Source organism: Candidatus Methanoperedens nitratireducens, from assembly GCF_000685155.1.
In the GTDB taxonomy this organism is placed as follows: domain Archaea; phylum Halobacteriota; class Methanosarcinia; order Methanosarcinales; family Methanoperedenaceae; genus Methanoperedens; species Methanoperedens nitratireducens.
The window spans coordinates 97,610-112,334 of the sequence record NZ_JMIY01000002.1; the positions used below are offsets into that span (position 1 = coordinate 97,610).

Here is a 14,725-nt window from a genome sequence, read left to right on the forward strand (position 1 = left end):
TCCTCTTTTCAGGTATTATTTAAAGATCTTTGGGCTGCCTACCAGAATGAAATACGAGAAATCTCTCCGAGAATGGATGGGACTTACAGCCAAAACCACAGCGTATCTTTACAATAAGTACGGGGCTGAGGAGGCTGCAAACTTCTGGAAATACAATATAGAAGTAATGAAACCCTTCTGGGAAAAACTCGGGATTGAGGGCACTCAGGGATTTACTGATGCGATGGTGGCTCTTGCAGATGTTATGAAAAACGAAATCGTAGTTTTAGAGAATAGCAAATCACAGGCATCAGGAATTGTTTTAAAATGCGGGATAAAGGACGCGGTTAAAGAGTACCACCACCTGAAACTTCCAGAAACATTTCCATGTGAGATCTGGTGCGAACCTTTCTGGAAACGGATTTCTATGTCTCTGGGACTTGAAAGTACAAGGGAAGTCCTGGAAAAGGGATGCAGATTTACTGTAATACAAAAGGAGCATGTTGATGGAGCCAGAAATTAGAGATGCAGTAAAATGCTCTGGATGCAACGTATGTTTGAATGAATGCCCGGTATATGAGTATTACCACTGTGAAGCCTTCGGGTCAAGAGGCAAAATGGACATGCTGCGACTATGGCAGTCCGGACTTATTAAAATAGAGGATATGCAGAACATTTTTGAGGCATGTACAATATGCAAAAGATGTGAGAATGTATGTACACAGGGCATTGAAACATCGCCGATATTTAGAGATATGCGGCACCATCTGATCCAAAATAAGATCAAAAATCCAGACATCGAAGCTGTCAAGGTTCGTATCAATAAAACCGGGAGCCCTTATAACAATGATCGTACAATCATAGTGCCGGATGGTTATACTGTCAACCGTAAGGATACTCTTTTATGGCTGGGCTGTACAATCAGGCATTTAGGGCTTGCTGAGAGATGGCTGAAATTCCTTGTCAGAATTAATTATATGCCGGTAATCCTTGAGACTGAAAATTGCTGCGGATCTTTTCTTAATAACTGTGGTTACAGCGACGATTACAGGAAGGTAATGGATAAGAACATAGAGATACTCTCGCAGTACAAGAACATAATAGCCCTCTGTCCTTCCTGTTATTCAGCTTTTAAAAATGATGGGCGGTTAAACAACGTATTTTTTATAACTACAGTTCTGGACAGGTTCAAAGACAGACTTCACATCTCAAAATCCTTAAAAAAACCTGTTCTTCTTTTTGAGCCATGTCATTTGAGAAATAGTTTTCCCGGAGAAAGATATACAGATGTAATCCAGGAAATCTTCAATAAAGATAAGTATGATTATATATTGAGCAGCGATATATTTGGAGCAAAATGCTGTGGAAGCGGTGGAGGTTTATTTATATCTTCCTCAGACATCCCTGTGAAAAATACAAGGAGAATACTTGAGGAAACTGACGCTTGCAGCGTTGTTACATTATGTCCTTTTTGTTTTAGATCTTTTAGCAACGTCACAGATGATGTAAAACAGGTGGTGGATGTATTTTTAATAAATTAAAAAATATCTGTACAGTGTGGGATGAAGAAAAAATCCGACTCGTATATGAGAGCGATACTGGTCGTCTCAAAAGCGGGATTCCCGATATTGTTGTGATTCCCAGGACCGCGGAAGAGGTCAGCAGCATATTGAAGTTCGCCAATGAAACAAAAACAAAGGTGACTGTAAAGGGAGGTGGAACTACCTGGGAAGGTGAAACTGTTGCTGACGGCGGTATACTGCTGGATATGAAGGGCATGAACAGATTAATTGAAGTAAATCCTGCGCAAGGCTGGATTACAGCAGAAGCTGGAATAACATGGATCAAATTATATAGCGAGCTTAAAAGAAAGGGCATGACGTTCAGAGGTGCTCCGGACAATCTTGTCTCCACGCTTGGAGGTGCTATCTCCACCAGCGGCTATAGCTATCACTGCACAAAATATGGAAGTATAGCGGACCAGGTTCTGCAGCTTGAGGTCGTATTGCCCGGCGGAGATATAATAAACTGCGGATCAAATAAGATCGGCGGAAGGGTCTACGGTGCAGATCCGCTTCCACTCTTCAAGACCTCGCTCGGTACCTTCGGGATTATCACGAAAGTGACTCTGAGGGCTTACCAGTACACCAGTCACAATCCAGCATATATTACAGGGTTCATATATGATGATATCGAAAAGGCTGTCAGTGATCTCCCGGTAATCGCAGAAAAATGCAGCCCGGATATCCTCTTTTTCGGTTCAAATACCAGAGAATTTACGATGAAGTACAGGGAAGTGCTGATCGAAGAAACAAAAAAACTTGGATGTTCATACTCCAGAAAAATCCCATATCTTGTTCAGCTTTACTCAAATTATGCCAACCTGGTGAAAAAAGAAATGCCAGAGCGAATCAATTTTATTTTCACAGGCTATGAGGGGACAAAAAAGGGGACAAAAAAATTAAGCTCTGCAGCAAAAGGAAAGAGGTTTATTGAGTATTCTGTCGAGGATGAATACATAGTAAGAGGTAAGGCTCTGTGGAGGATGCTTACCTTAGGTGGGCATGTTCCAGCGCTATGTGATTGTGTCGTACCCAGAGAGAGAGCCGGAGAAATTATCCGGTCTGGTATTGAAGAATTTGAGAAAACCGGTTTTAATCCTGTGGTTTATGGACTTTTACTTCCAGGACACTTTTCGATAGGGATTGGTTTTTACACCAGCGTGCAGCGTTCTCAGATCCAAAAGTATGAGAACGTGAGGAGAGAGATTTACGAGAAGACATTAAGCCTTGGAGGAACAGCTTACAAATACGGTGGTTTAAGAAAAAGTGTTGCAGAAAGATCGATAGGTAGTGGGTTTTACCTTATGGATCGTTTTAAAAAATATATTGATCGAAATAATATTTTGAATTGTGATGTTCTATTCTAAAAAACAGGAGGAAATAAATTGTTAAATAAAAACCATAATAAAAAACGAATAGATGTAGAGCACAGGGGCAGGGTAATATTGCTCGTTGTGCTGGTAGTTCTTGGATTTTCAGTCGTGTCGTCTGCGACACCGATGTCCAGGATACTGCTGGACCCGCCGGTAATTGAAGTCCCTGGAGGCGAAACGGTGAACCTTGAATTTAACATCTATGGTGTCAACGTTGACCCGTACATGCCAGGACTTTATACTTTTCAAATCGAGGACAATGAGAACACTCCGATCAACGATCTGGATATAATAAAAGATTACAGTGTAAAACAACCTATGATGGTCGGACCAATGGTCGGTCGTCTCTCTACTCAGACCACTACATTAATTATAACAACCAATAGTAACGCAGCCCAGGGTACATACAAACCAGTCTTGAAAGTGGTAAACCCCATAAGCATGGCTACCCTTGAAACAATGGAATTTACAATAATCTCCAGTAACCGCTTTCCAATACAGAAATTTGAAAACATAACCTACGACTTCATGAACATCCAGTTTTTGATGGCTCCAACCAGGGAACTATACAAACATGTACCTGCTGATTTCCAGGTCATAACTACAGCCAATCCGGATGTTGGTATTTTACTTCCTATAACCGTAAGTGTAACAAATTCACCATTCGGTCCTTACAGGGCTGTATTCCTTATGGTACCGGTTTTACAGTACTCAACTGCGCCGGTGGGTGAAGAATGGTTCTACCCCATATACACATATACAGATAACCCTGCTTTTAAGGAATATATACAGCGTGAATGGAATACCGACGAGATTGAACTTGCCGAAATAGATACAAAGCAGAACATTTACAACGATACATCAAGAGATACATGCGTAGGGTGCCACGTTTTATCTAACCCCGGTGCAAACCGTGTAGTCGAGGACCGCGCTGTTTTGAAGGACTCAAGCGGGATTCTGATGGAGATATCAGGGAAATCCAGAGGGAAAGATGGCGGCAATGCCGGAATATATCCTATATATGAAAAGTTCGTCCACAGCGCCTATCACGCTATCGATAAGAATAACCTGAGCGTGATGCAGCTTGACAGGTCGCATACGGAAATGCAGGCGCTCCAGAATTATGACGTGAAGGTCAAGAAGAATTCACGCATCTGGAATCTGATAGGAGGGAACGATCCAAATTTCTGCAATAACTGCCATACAGATAATAGCGGAATAAAGGATCATAAATCACCTGCAAAACAAAAAGTATCGATAAATAATTACTACCCCCATGTAATAAGGAGCGTGTCAGAGATAGATGTAAAAGAGACACAGTTGCTCTACAGGGTGACGAGGACGCCGATACCCATGCCTCTGTTCGCCGAGCAGTATAATTTCACTTTCATGGATTCCCAGGTGTTCGAAGTGCCGTCATCCGAGCTTGTTAAATATATCCCGCCTGAGTTTCCGATTGAGGAGGTAAGACCGGGTATAGCTGCTGTCAGGGTAGTTATCGCATATGAGGACAATCCTATATGGGGACCGTTCAGCGATCTCCAGGTGCTCGTGCCAATACAGGAGATATATACTACTGACCCTGAGCACTACTACATTCCCATCACAGTCAACAGCTATTACGTCATCGAGGATTATATCGATAACGAGATAGCGCTTGAGGGCTCAAGAAGGCTGGGATACCCGGTGCTTCCCGCAAACATCACCCATGAGCTGACACAGGTCAATGATACGTTCTACATGCTCAAGACGGTGGTGCGCGACGACAGCGGTGTACTGTATTCAACGGAAGGAAGCTATACAAAAGCGTACCCGATCATAAACGAAATGATAAAGAGGTTCGTCAAGGATACCGTCAGGCTGGATACTCTGAACCAGGAGACCTTCGTCCCTGTAGAGAGGCCTGCAATAACCATAAGAGAGGGCTCAGCACTGTGGAACATCACAAAAGGAACATCAAGCTACAGCATGCAGCAGAGCTCGGTGTTCATGAACAACTCGGATCTCATACTGGTATTCAGGTACAGAAAGCCCGAGCTGCCTCCGACAGGAAATAACCTTGTGGAAAAGGCGCTATCTCTGGACCAGAAGTATGATTTCAATTACATACAGATGTACGGGATGCCGACAGATATTCTCTCAAATTACATTCCTGCTGACAAGGTTCTGCTTGAGCCCATCCCCGGCATAGGGATATCCGGAACGATGATCGGACACGTTAATAGCTCGCCCCTTGGTGCATACAGCTTCATGTGGGTGTTCGTATCCATAAACCAGCCCACAGAGGTGCTCCTGCCGCAGGATCCAGGGATGAATTATCTGTTAAGGGTATATACAGACAGCGAGATATATAAGAGGGAGCTGGACAGAGTATACGATAATTCCCTCGATGTGAGGCTGGCAAAGTTCGACTTTGAGCAGGAAATAGAGCAGCCAGCGTGGTGGAATATATCTGTCAGGCAGTACGTAAATATAAGCGACGCCAGCGGCATAATCTTTGAGCTTTCGACGAACGCGAGCAGACCGATGCCGTCCCACGAGGTACACTACATGTACAGGGACATAGACGCAGACAGATCCGTTATTCTGCGGGATAATTTTACCACCCTGCAGGTAATATCCCAGCCGTATGATCCTGTCAGGATCAATGTCGGATCTGACGACCTTGCCATGATCATAGGGAAAGAACCGATGGTGTTCGTGGGAGCGGCAGAACTTGTCTCTGAGGAGATACAGGATTTCTTTATTCTAACGAACCAGAGTACAACGGCGAAGAAAGGAAAGAAGAAGTGAAGTTGAGGGCTTTTTGCCCTCGATTTTTTATGATATGAAGGAGGATAAAAATGGAAATAACGCCTTATAAACTGCATGCGATTTTCGGACTTGTCCTGATACTGGCAGGATTTGTTTTCGATTTTGCCTTTGTCACAAGGAATTTTACGGAAGCGTTTAAAAGCGACCCGGCATCATATCTTAACTCGTGGGGAAAATACGTTTATGAGCTTGTTAAATTCTATCTCATTGTCCTGGGCTTTTTGAACATCTCACTGGCTCTGCTGATTTCCAGGTCGGGCAATCCCGGACAGATAGAATGGATTATTTTCAGCCTGATGGCGATAGGTTCCGTACTTTTCATAATCGGAGGGATCTGGGAAGGACTGATAGGGCCCATCTTTAAAATGGAGCCGCCATGTTATGTTTTAGGAATAGGGTTAACAGGCATCCTGCTCAGCCTTGTTCTTAAGATATACTCGTTCGTGAGGTGAGATAGTTGGATAGCCGCTCCTCCAACTGGCTTATTGCAGGGTTCATTATATGGATAATCACAGTCCCTCTGCTCACCGGGATTTCTGAGAGTCCTGCAAAAACCATGGGTATAATAGTTATCTGGCTCCTTTTCCCGCTCTTATATGGTTTTATGAGCCGTGACTGGAGAGGTATAGGGTTTGCAAAAGAAAATATATGGAAACCAGTACAGGGGATGCTTATAGCGACAATTGTTTATTCAGTGGTACGCAACCTTTTGATAGTATTTATTCCTGTCAGCATTCCCTATACAGCGGCAAGTGCTATACAAGTGGCAGAGTTGTTAAAGCAAGGGCAGTTCGGAAACATCACCGGGTCTTTTTCACAGCTCTTTCCACTGATGCTGTTTATGACCTTTATAGCAGCGTTCTCCAATGAGCTATTTTACAGGGGGTTCCTGTTTACCCGACTCAGACAGTTAATCGACTGGAAGCTTGCTGCAGTAATATCAGCACTTCTATTCGGGATTTATCATTATTTCAACGCGGGAATCAGTGGATTTGTGATGGGAGTGATCGTAAGTCTTGTATCAGGTGCTCTTATGCAGAGATACAATAACATTATTGCACCGGCGCTGTTCCATTTCCTGCAATATATCTCGACTATAATGGTATTTTATTATTTCGTAATATAGGAGGTACAATGGCAAAAGTTTCAATTTTAAGGTGTAAAGACTATGAACATGAGCACGTTAAAAGTGCTATACTTGAGAGTCTTGAATTAATCGGTGGGATCAAAAAAGTAGTAAAGACAGGCGACAATGTGTTGCTCAAGGTAAACGTGATCGTGGGCTTCCCTCCGGAGCGGGCAGCTACGACGCATCCCTCAGTTGTCAAAGCGATGGTGGAGATCGTAAAAGAGGCGGGAGGGAATCCCTGGGTTGGAGATAGCTCCGGTGCTTATGGTTTTACTGCACAGTCTCTTGAGTTGTCTGGAATCAAGAGGGCTGTAGAGGAATCAGGGGGCAGGCTGATAAACTTTGAATCAACTGGCACGTATTCAGTGAAAATCGAGGGCACGGTTTTGACGGCAGCAAATATAGCAAAACCAGTAATTGATTGCGATGTCCTTGTTTCTTTGCCAAAACTGAAAACTCATATGATGACAAAGTATACAGGTGCTGTAAAGAATTTTTATGGTGTACTGCCAGGGCCCAGCAAATCAATGATTCACAGGCAGGCCCCAACTGAAGAGAGCTTCAGCCACGCTGTAGTGGATATATATTCTGCTCTGAAACCAAAACTCGCAGTTATGGACGGCGTAATCGGTATGGAAGGAGAAGGTGCAACGAATGGAACCCCGGTAGCATCCAGCGTTATTCTATCAAGCATGGATTGTGTCGCTTTAGATGCTGTATCTTCGGAAGTTATAGGATTTCATCACAAAGACATTCTGACCACACGTTTCGCACATGAACGTGACCTCGGTGTTGGTGAACTTAACCAGATAGAGATTTTAGGAGAACAAATTAGCGATGTAAAGATAGACTTTAAAAAATCCAGGCACATCTATTACAAGTTGCCAAAATTCTTGAGTAATTTTGTGTTCAAGAATGTAGAGAATATATCAAAAGTAGAGATATCCCCGGATGAATGCAAGAAATGCAAAATCTGTTTAAATAGCTGTCCTGCATCAGCAATTACGCTTGAGTCCCGTCCGTATATAGATCAGAAGAAATGCATCAAATGCTACTGCTGCCATGAATTGTGCAGGAATGGCGCTGTGAAACTGAAGACATCTTTTCTGGGAAAACAATTACTGAAAGGCTTGATGTACCAGTCAGAAAGGTGATTTTAACGACGCTAATCAGAACTGCAGCGAGAATAGATCTATCAAGAAAAAAAATACTAAGGCAATCCTTAGACAAAGCGCTTGTAGCCAGATTTGTCGGGGGCCGTGGGATTAATTCTGCAATACTGTACGAGGAAGTGTCCGCCGGCATAGACCCGTATTCGCCGGAGAACAGGATAATCTTCGGAACAGGCCCTTTAACAGGCACGCTCTCTCCGGGCTCCGGACGATATACAGTGACCTCCAAATCCCCGCTCACAGGCATCCACGGCGACTCCAATGCAGGCGGTTTCTGGGGACCTGAGTTGAGATTCGCAGGGTATGATCATCTGGTTATCCAGGGTAGAGCAGAGAAGCCCGTGTATCTGTGGATTAATGACGGGACTATAGAGATCAGGGACGCATCACATATCTGGGGGAAGACGACATGGGAGACAGAGCTGATGATAAAAGAAGAGCTTGAAGACCCTGATATCCAGGTCGCAAGCATAGGACCGGCTGGCGAGAACCTTGTAAGGTATGCCTGCATAATCAATAACCTCTGGAGGGCTGCCGGCAGGACTGGCATGGGAGCTGTCATGGGCTCCAAGAACCTGAAAGCCATTGCGGTCAGGGGAACAAAGGAGGTGAGTGTTGAAAAACCAGATGAATTAATGGAATATGTTAGAGAACTGAATAATCTGATTTTAAAAGACCCTGCCTACAGACTATGGTCTAAATATGGCACTCCAGGTCTTATCAATCCCGCCAATATGCTCGGCATCCTGGTTTCTGAAAATGACAGGCGTTCCACGTTCGCAGATGCGGACAAGATCAGTGGGGAAACTTTTTGCGAAAAATATGCGGTCAGATCGAATGCATGCTTCAACTGTCCCATGCACTGCGGCCACTTTTACGTTGTCGATAGTGAAAATATAATCTCTGGAGGTGGACCTCAGTTCGCTGCTCTTGCAAATCTGGGATCAAGATGCAATAATAGCGATCTTGAATCCATCCTGAGAATGAATACAATGTGCAATCAGCAGGGATTAGATGTCTGCTCTGCAGGGGTTGCTCTTTCTTTTTCCATGGAATGCTTTGAGCGGGGTATAATCACCTGCTATGATACGGACGGACTGGAGCTTGACTGGGGAAATTCACAATCAATGATAACAGTGCTTGAGAAGATCTCATGCAGAGAAGGATTTGGTGATCTCCTGGCAGAGGGTGCGTGGCGTGCAAGCCAGATTATCGGAAAAAACTCCCAAAAGTATGCCATGACCATAAAAGGCGCCGATAGCCCAGACTATGATCCAAGGGCATTGAAAGGCTGGGGACTGGCATACGCTGTATCCACAAGGGGTGGGGACCATCTTCGGGCACTGCCTGCATTAGAATTGTTAAATGCCCCAGAAGAATACAAAAAATTGGAATTGCCCGCGATTGGTGATAGGTTCTCTTACGACAAGAAAGCTGTCATGGTAAAATGGCACGAAGATGTTCGTGCTATCGCAGACTCGCTAGAAATATGTAAATTCTTAACAAGAACCACACTTCTATCTCCAGAATATCTGGTAAATCTGCTCAGGCTCGTTACTGGTATTACAATGACGTCCGATCAGTTGCTCAGAGCGGGGGAGAGGACAATTAATATTGAGCGCATGTTCTGCGTAAGAGAAGGTATTTCCCGTCAGCATGATACTTTGCCGGAACGATATAAAAAAGAGCCCTTACCAGATGGCCCTGGAAAAGGAGAAACAATTAATATCGAAAAAATGCTGGATGAATATTATACAGAGCGGGGATGGGATTTGAAGACCGGAATTCCAACAATCAAAAAATTAAACGAAATTGGTCTAAATAAGATCTCTGAAAGCTTTCAAACAAAGGGATTAATATGAAAAAATTTTTGATATATTTAAAAGCAACCCGCCCTGAGATATTCATTATGGACTGGTCAATGATATGGGTAGCTTTTTTTCTCGTTGAAACTGAAATCAACACATACTTCATTATTACAATTTTGATTCTCATGTTGATATCCGGGCCTTTTATCCATGGTGCAGTTGATATAATAAATGATTATTTCGATTACAGGATAGATGTTAAAAATAAGAGAACGGATAAGTTGCTTGTAACCGGAGAAATAACCGCCAGCGAAATGCTGTATCTTACTGTAGCGCTTCTTATTATCGGAAATTTTATGGCTCTCCTGCTGTTGCCGCCTCTTTTTGCTTTCCTTATGATTCTAAGTTCAATCATTGGTGTGCTGTATTCTGTCCCACCAGTTAGATTCAGAGAATATTATCCTTTGTCTGCGATACTACCTTCGATCCCATATTTTCTTATCTCGCCGATAGCATGGTACGTTTTCACCGGTGCCGTACCAGATAAAGGGTTATTGATAGGATTAATTCTCGCTGTTAATATGTTCCTGGGGCTAACTCTGAAAGATATTTATGATTATCTGGGAGACCTGCAGCATGGTGTAAAATCGATTGTATACTGGTTAAATCCGGTTAAAGCAAGGTATTTTGTTATTCTGGTCACATTTGTGAGCCCAAGCCTGATCGTATTAGGCATACTTTTAAATGTTTTTAGCAATTTCGGGTTATTGGTGGCGTTTTCTCAGTACTTAATAACGCTTTTATCATCAAAATTCATTATTTCTGGAGAATGGAGTCCGGGTATATCGTATAAACTATTTTATCCCACCTACAGATTGGGGTGTTTTATTCTGCTCTCTTTATTAGGATTATTAAAATTGATTTAAGAGGAGAGGGAAATGAATAAAAATATATTAATCGTAAATCCAGATAGATGTACTGGTTGTAGAACATGTGAAATAGTTTGTCAGATGAAAAATCAATCTTCTTATATAAAAATATTGAAGAATGAGCTTTTCGATGTCAATATTCCGACAGTTTCCATAAAATGCAATCTGTGTCTGGAAAAGCCTTTGTGTGTAAAGTTTTGTGTAGCGGGGGCATTACAACTCGCAAGTTTTGATGAAGCTGCGATACTGAGAAAGGAATGTAAGATAGGTCTGTTTCCTGTTCCTTTGACCATTGGGGATAAAAGGGTGAGGTGAGTAGCTTGAGTATCAGAAGATCCATAAATGTGCGACAAATGTTCGGGACTCTGAAGGAAAATGAGTTGCAGAGTAACATAAAAATATCGGGATTCCACCTTGGCAAGATACTGCCAGCTAAATGCGAATATCAAAACATGTACTTACAGGAAAAAGCAAAACTTGTGGATAAATCCATACCGAAATTTGTACCAATAACCCATCCAGATGGGATGTATTATGCTATGCGCCATCTGCTTGATGCTGGAGGAAAAAGGCTTCGGCCTTCAGCATTATTACTGGCTGCTGAAGCAGTAGGCGGCAGAGCAGAAAATGTACTCCCTGCAGCAGTAGCACTTGAATTGATTCATAATTTCACTTTGATTCATGATGATATCATGGATGAAGCAGACCTTCGAAGAGGTATACCGACAGTTCATAAAAAATGGGGAGTACCAAAGGCGATCATCGCCGGTGATGCTCTCTACTCCAAAGCTATTGAGGTCTTATCGTCCGCTAAAAGTGAGCCGTCGCATATTATTGAAAGCATTGAGCTTCTATCTAAAACCTGCGTCGATTTATGTGAAGGCCAGTGGATGGATATGGATTTCCAGGACAGAAAAGATGTGACAGAGGAGGAATATATGACCATGGTGGAGAAGAAAACTGCTGCCCTTTTCGCTGCTGCCTTGAAAATCGGTGCCATATTATCGGGTGCAAAAAGAGACGTATCGCAGGCTTTATGGGATTATGGCTTCCTGGCAGGTACAGGATTCCAGATATACGACGATGTGATAGATCTTATAACACCAGAAGAGATACTTGGAAAAGCGCAGGGTGGGGATATAATCGAAGGAAAAAGGACTCTTATTATAATAAACGCATTTTCAAAAGGAGTTACCATAGACATACTTGGGAAAAGCAATGCCACAAGAAGCGAAATGTCTGCAGCTATAACTGCTTTGAAGGAATCAGGTTCAATTGATTACGCTATAAATAAGGCTATCAGCTTTATTGAGGAGGGTAAATCTGTACTAAAGATACTTCCTAATTCTGAGGCTAAAAAGATGCTTATCGGGCTTGCAGATTATATGATTGCGCGCAAATATTGAGATTCGACAGCGAGGTAAGAAAATATATCTGTGCTTTTCTAACCTGAGATTCAGGGTTTTATAGACTACGTTCAAGAAAGAAGCTTATCCAATAGTCTCTTTTTGTTCCTTCGTAAGAACAGTGATTTTACGTTTGCGCCACAAGACGCCCCCTATAAGTAGAAGAACGCAAATCTATATTGGGGGCCAAGCCATGTCGGTAAATCAGGATGGAGTTAGTGAATTAAGAAGCGTATGGATAAAGACTGCTGAACAGCAACTTTTCCATGAGTTAGAAGTAGAATACGGTTTTCCAAGAGCAACCTGCAGATCTCTTATTCAATTAATGCATGAATTCATCGATCAGAATTATGGCAATCTACGAGATGACAGACAGGTAATCTATCATGCAGTCAGTAAAGATGAACCAGCAGGAAGACAACTGGATAAGATAAAAGCAGTACCTGTAAGACTTACCGTTTCCCATCCGGATGGTTCTGAGGTTTTGGAGAAAAAAGGGATTCAAGGATTGCGCCAGCATAAGCTGATACGGTTTGAATCTGAGGCATATGCCCAGAACGGTGTTCTATCGCAAGCTGATGTGGCAGAATTGCTCGGTGTTAGTGTTGGAACTATAGGTAGAGATAGCAGGGAGTATCAGATGGAGAACCAGGTAGTGCTGCCTTATAGAGGTACAATACATGATATCGATAGGGCGATTACTCATAAGAGGATCATTATTGGTTATTATCTGAAGAACTTACCCACTCCTGATATTTCAAGATTCAAATTAGAAATCAGCAGGGCATCATTTGTCGGCATTAGGTAGGCTATAGAGCTTTATTCTTTTCACTCATAGAAGACTACTATGGTTATAAAAACCGAAGGTCTTACCAAAAAATACGGGAAAATAGCAGCATTAGATGATCTGAACCTGGAGGTTGAAGAAGGTGAGATCTTCGGGCTTCTCGGTCCGAACGGCGCTGGCAAAACAACCATTATCTCAATGCTCTGCACTATCTTAAAACCAACATCCGGTAGAGCGTGGGTGAATGGTTTTGATATAGTAAAAGAATCTTCAAAGGTCAGAAAGTCGATAGGCATAGTGTTCCAGCAGCCAAGCGTGGATGATCTTCTCACAGGGAGGGAGAACCTCGCCATGCACAACCTTCTCTTCGGGGTGCCAAGGGAATTAAGAAAACAGCGCATAGATGAAGTACTGTCCCTTGTCAATCTTGAGAAAAGGGCCGATGATCTTGTCAATACATACTCTGGTGGCATGCGGCGGCGCCTTGAGCTTGCACGCGGTATAATGCACCATCCAAAGATTCTTTTTCTTGATGAGCCAACACTTGGTCTTGATCCTCAGACAAGAGAACATATCTGGGAATATATACAGAACCTTGCTGAGAAGGAGTGCATGACCGTGATGCTGACAACGCACTATATGGAAGAGGCAGAGCAGTTATGCGATCGGGTCGCAATTATAGATTACGGGAAAATAGTGGCTCTTGATCCACCGCAGATATTAAAAAGCCAGATAGTCGGGGACGTGGTTAAACTAAAGCTGAAACAAGAACAAAAGAACCCGGCTATACAGAGAATAAGAGAGCTTGATTATGTAAAGAACGTGAAGGAAAAAGATGGTATGCTGTACCTGTCTATTGAAGATGCAGGCAGGCATCTCCAGGACCTTCTTACCCATACAGGTCAGATCGATTTTGTAGAAGTAAGAAGAGGAACGCTCAGTGACGTATTTTTACATTACACAGGAAGAGAGATACGCGAGGCTGAAGCAGAGGGCGGCTACTGGGAGAGAGTGATGAAGAAATGAGTGAGATTGAAGGTATATATGCAATATGGCTGCGTGAGACAAAGATATACATCAGGGAAAAGGAGCGGTTAATCGCATCTATAATCTCACCACTCCTGTGGATATTCGCTTTTGGGGCAGGTCTTGGCTCAACCGTGGATATCGAAGGGTACAATTATCAGATTTTTATCTATCCAGGGGTAATGGCCATGACCGTACTCTTCACATCCCTTTTCTACGGCATATATGTCATCTGGGACAGGAAGCTTGATTTTCTAAAAGAGGTGCTCGTAGCGCCTGTATCAAGGGCAAGTGTATTTGCAGGAAAGATGTTCGGTGGCGCAACTGATGTAATGGTTGAGGCTGTGATCCTTCTCATAATAGGTTTTTTTCTGGATATTCCGTTTACACTTACAGTTATCATCGGATCAGCCCTCATGCTTCTGTTGATCTCAATCGCCATGGTGAGTATCGGGCTTGTCATAGGCGCAAACCTCAGGAGCCCTGAGGGGTTCAATCTTGTGATCGGGTTTGTCATGTGGCCCATGTTCTTCTTCAGCGGCGCTCTGTTTCCGGTTGATAATCTTTCGCCGTGGCTCACTGCCATAACTTATATAGATCCCCTGACCTACGGCGTGGATGCGCTGCGCGGTATCATCCTTGGTATAAACAGGTTCCCGATCTATCTTGATGTCGGGGTGATGCTGGTTTTTTCAATGGTAATGATGGGCATCGGTGTGTTGAGTTTCAGGAGAATGTGA

General features: G+C 43.1%; 14 protein-coding genes. All 14 read left to right on the plus strand.

Annotated elements, in window-relative coordinates:
- The first annotated feature begins 46 nt into the window (after positions 1–46).
- The 14 genes from ANME2D_RS04335 (at position 47) to ANME2D_RS04400 (ending at position 14,725) form a co-directional block, all read left to right on the plus strand.
- Positions 47–502, plus strand: coding sequence for a hypothetical protein (locus ANME2D_RS04335; protein WP_157833964.1), 456 nt, complete (start codon positions 47–49; stop codon positions 500–502).
- Positions 486–1,520 carry a (Fe-S)-binding protein gene (locus ANME2D_RS04340; protein WP_048089382.1) on the plus strand — a complete coding sequence of 345 codons (1,035 nt, stop codon included), beginning with the start codon at positions 486–488 and terminating at the stop codon, positions 1,518–1,520. Before ANME2D_RS04335 ends, ANME2D_RS04340 begins: the two co-directional genes overlap by 17 nt.
- Positions 1,521–1,534: 14 nt before the next feature.
- On the plus strand, positions 1,535–2,908 hold the full coding sequence (locus ANME2D_RS04345) for an FAD-binding oxidoreductase (protein ID WP_048089383.1): 1,374 nt from the start codon (positions 1,535–1,537) through the stop codon (positions 2,906–2,908).
- Between the two features lie 18 nt (positions 2,909–2,926).
- Complete coding sequence (locus tag ANME2D_RS04350) at positions 2,927–5,707, plus strand: hypothetical protein (protein WP_048089384.1); 2,781 nt, start codon at positions 2,927–2,929, stop codon at positions 5,705–5,707.
- 50 nt (positions 5,708–5,757) lie between these two features.
- Entirely contained in the window at positions 5,758–6,180 is a 423-nt protein-coding gene (locus ANME2D_RS04355) for a hypothetical protein (protein ID WP_048089385.1), read from the plus strand.
- A gap of 5 nt (positions 6,181–6,185) precedes the next feature.
- Positions 6,186–6,854 (plus strand): CPBP family intramembrane glutamic endopeptidase, encoded by a 669-nt coding sequence (locus ANME2D_RS04360; RefSeq protein ID WP_048089386.1) that lies wholly within the window; start codon positions 6,186–6,188, stop codon positions 6,852–6,854.
- Between the two features lie 8 nt (positions 6,855–6,862).
- Entirely contained in the window at positions 6,863–8,011 is a 1,149-nt protein-coding gene (locus tag ANME2D_RS04365; RefSeq protein WP_048089387.1) for a DUF362 domain-containing protein, read from the plus strand.
- Positions 7,927–9,891, plus strand: coding sequence for an aldehyde ferredoxin oxidoreductase family protein (locus ANME2D_RS04370; protein WP_081810132.1), 1,965 nt, complete (start codon positions 7,927–7,929; stop codon positions 9,889–9,891). The genes ANME2D_RS04365 and ANME2D_RS04370 overlap by 85 nt, the downstream gene beginning before the upstream one ends.
- Positions 9,892–9,899: 8 nt before the next feature.
- Entirely contained in the window at positions 9,900–10,763 is an 864-nt protein-coding gene (locus ANME2D_RS04375; RefSeq protein ID WP_206741767.1) for a UbiA family prenyltransferase, read from the plus strand.
- A gap of 12 nt (positions 10,764–10,775) precedes the next feature.
- A complete protein-coding gene (locus ANME2D_RS04380; RefSeq protein WP_048089389.1) occupies positions 10,776–11,081 on the plus strand; it encodes a 4Fe-4S binding protein in 306 nt (101 codons plus the stop codon).
- A gap of 5 nt (positions 11,082–11,086) precedes the next feature.
- Positions 11,087–12,172 (plus strand): polyprenyl synthetase family protein, encoded by a 1,086-nt coding sequence (locus ANME2D_RS04385; protein WP_320408803.1) that lies wholly within the window; start codon positions 11,087–11,089, stop codon positions 12,170–12,172.
- Between the two features lie 193 nt (positions 12,173–12,365).
- A complete protein-coding gene (locus ANME2D_RS04390; RefSeq protein ID WP_048089390.1) occupies positions 12,366–12,980 on the plus strand; it encodes a DUF1670 domain-containing protein in 615 nt (204 codons plus the stop codon).
- Between the two features lie 39 nt (positions 12,981–13,019).
- The gene (locus ANME2D_RS04395) at positions 13,020–13,985 is read left to right on the plus strand and encodes an ATP-binding cassette domain-containing protein (RefSeq protein WP_048089391.1); all 966 of its coding nucleotides are present in this window, start codon (positions 13,020–13,022) and stop codon (positions 13,983–13,985) included.
- Positions 13,982–14,725: an ABC transporter permease gene (locus tag ANME2D_RS04400; RefSeq protein ID WP_048089392.1), complete on the plus strand. Its 744-nt coding sequence runs from the start codon at positions 13,982–13,984 to the stop codon at positions 14,723–14,725. The genes ANME2D_RS04395 and ANME2D_RS04400 overlap by 4 nt, the downstream gene beginning before the upstream one ends.